Annotated in this window: 2 protein-coding genes; both read right to left on the bottom strand. The window is 54.4% G+C overall.

Annotation, left to right across the window (positions count from 1 at the left end; genetic code table 11):
• Positions 1-250: hypothetical protein (locus Pla100_RS32120; protein WP_231603819.1), on the bottom strand; the 250-nt coding region annotated here is incomplete at its 3' end.
• Between the two features lie 971 nt (positions 251-1221).
• Positions 1222-1527 carry a hypothetical protein gene (locus tag Pla100_RS30230; protein ID WP_146583119.1) on the bottom strand — a complete coding sequence of 102 codons (306 nt, stop codon included), beginning with the start codon at positions 1525-1527 and terminating at the stop codon, positions 1222-1224.
• Positions 1528-1773 lie beyond the last annotated feature (246 nt).

Genomic DNA, 1773 nt, shown 5'->3' with positions numbered 1-1773 from the left:
CGAAGACAGGAGCAAGCCGAGGCAACTGCGACACGTAGCGATCGTGCTTCGTGCAAAAGGCACGCCACTGGTCGGTCTGGTTTTTCGATTTGCGAAACGACATGTGGCTGAGCTCTTGCCCGATAACACCGCCGATCACGGAGCGGCCGGTGAAAGGTTGGAAGTTGTAAAAAGTCGTCCTGGCCGCTGCCGTGCATCGGGATAGTTCGTCGTGTCCCAACGGCGACAGTTCGAACGAGTTCGGCCGCATGCCAGTGTATCGCACGTTGACGAACCAGTGTTCAACGAGCGTTGATTCAGTCCTGGATTCGGGTCGGGGGCGGGCGTTGCAGCACCGACGAACACCGCCGATCACGGAGCGGCCTAGTAAAAGTTTGAAGTTTCAAAACGGCGTCTTGGCCGCTGCCGTGGATCGGATTGTTCGTCGTGTCCGATGGGATCACGCTATGCGGTTGACATTGTCGCAATCGTACCGATTCGCTCCGCCAGCCTCAAGCAAATTTCAGGCAGTGCACTTCCGGATGCCGGAAATCACGAACGTTGAATTAGTGTGTGATTAGTGCACATTAGCGTTCAGCGCAGCCTGTTTTTCGGGAACACTAATCCGCGCTAATCGAACACTAATCCAGCCCCCACGTCGCAACGGAGTCGTCGACACGACGGCGTCGGTCTTCGCGGTCTCCAGCACCGACGAACGGTAGACATCACGGGGGACGGACGAACGACTTGACGTCATGATACGCACGGCTCGTCACTCCCGTGCATTTCTTGGTTCGCCGCCGGAATTGGATACGCTACGACCTTTCTGTCAGCATACAACTGTACGGAGCGATCAGTTAGGAAGCAACAGTGCCCCACGTCAGTACGTCAAAACGACGACCCATGCCGCGATATTGGCCACCGACAGGATTAGTAGTTCCATCTGCGTAAGTGTGCGGCCCAACGAAAGCAAAGATACAACCAATGGGATGGCGAAAAGACCGGACATTGTCCACAGCAACATGAAGGTGTTGATGATTGTTGCGGCTACAGCGATTGTCTCCAGTTTCAATTGCAATATCCAAAACCTAACAATATGGCAAAAGAATGCTCGGCGAACGGCGGACATAACCGAGGACGCGCAAAAGACTCGGCCATTGCCAAACCGCTTGGCTCGCGTCCTTCGGTGGATGTCATTGTTACCCTTGCATCCTGTCTTTCGATTTAGTCCGCGACGCAAAACTATTGTATCAATTCCATCTCAGAGAGCAATTTCTTGTAGTAACGGTCCCGAATGTCGCGTTCGATCTCCTTGCGCCTGGGGTCATTCCAAAACGGTGGGGCGTTTTTTGAACGAAGGATGAAGCACGCTGGAGGTTCAAGCAGCCAGCTGTAAGCAATCCAAAACGGCTCGCCGGATTCTAGCGGATTCCATCCATGGTCTAATGCGAACTCAATGGCAAAGGGAACAACGTCGTAGATGATTGTTCCATACGGATCGATCATCAGTCTTGCCCCGCAGCCGGCTGAATGCTGAACGGTAGCCACGCCCCGACCGTTGTCCCCACGCGACCCTTTGACCCAATGGTAGGTACAATCCCTAACCTTGACTGTGCGGCGATTTCGTTTCGGCAGTGCCATCCGGATTCGCTTTAATCGAAAAGGTTAACACCGCCGATCACGGAGCGGCCGGTGAAAAGTTGGAAGTTGTAATATAGCGTCCTGGCCGCTGCCGTGGATCGGGATAGTTCGTCGTGTCCCAACGGCGACAGTTCGAGCGAGTTTGGCCGCATG

The sequence above is a fragment of the Neorhodopirellula pilleata genome (genome assembly GCF_007859915.1).
GTDB classification, from domain to species: Bacteria; Planctomycetota; Planctomycetia; order Pirellulales; family Pirellulaceae; genus Rhodopirellula; species Rhodopirellula pilleata.
Note: the sequence above shows the minus strand (reverse complement) of the source record. Positions and strands in the feature narration are given on the sequence as shown.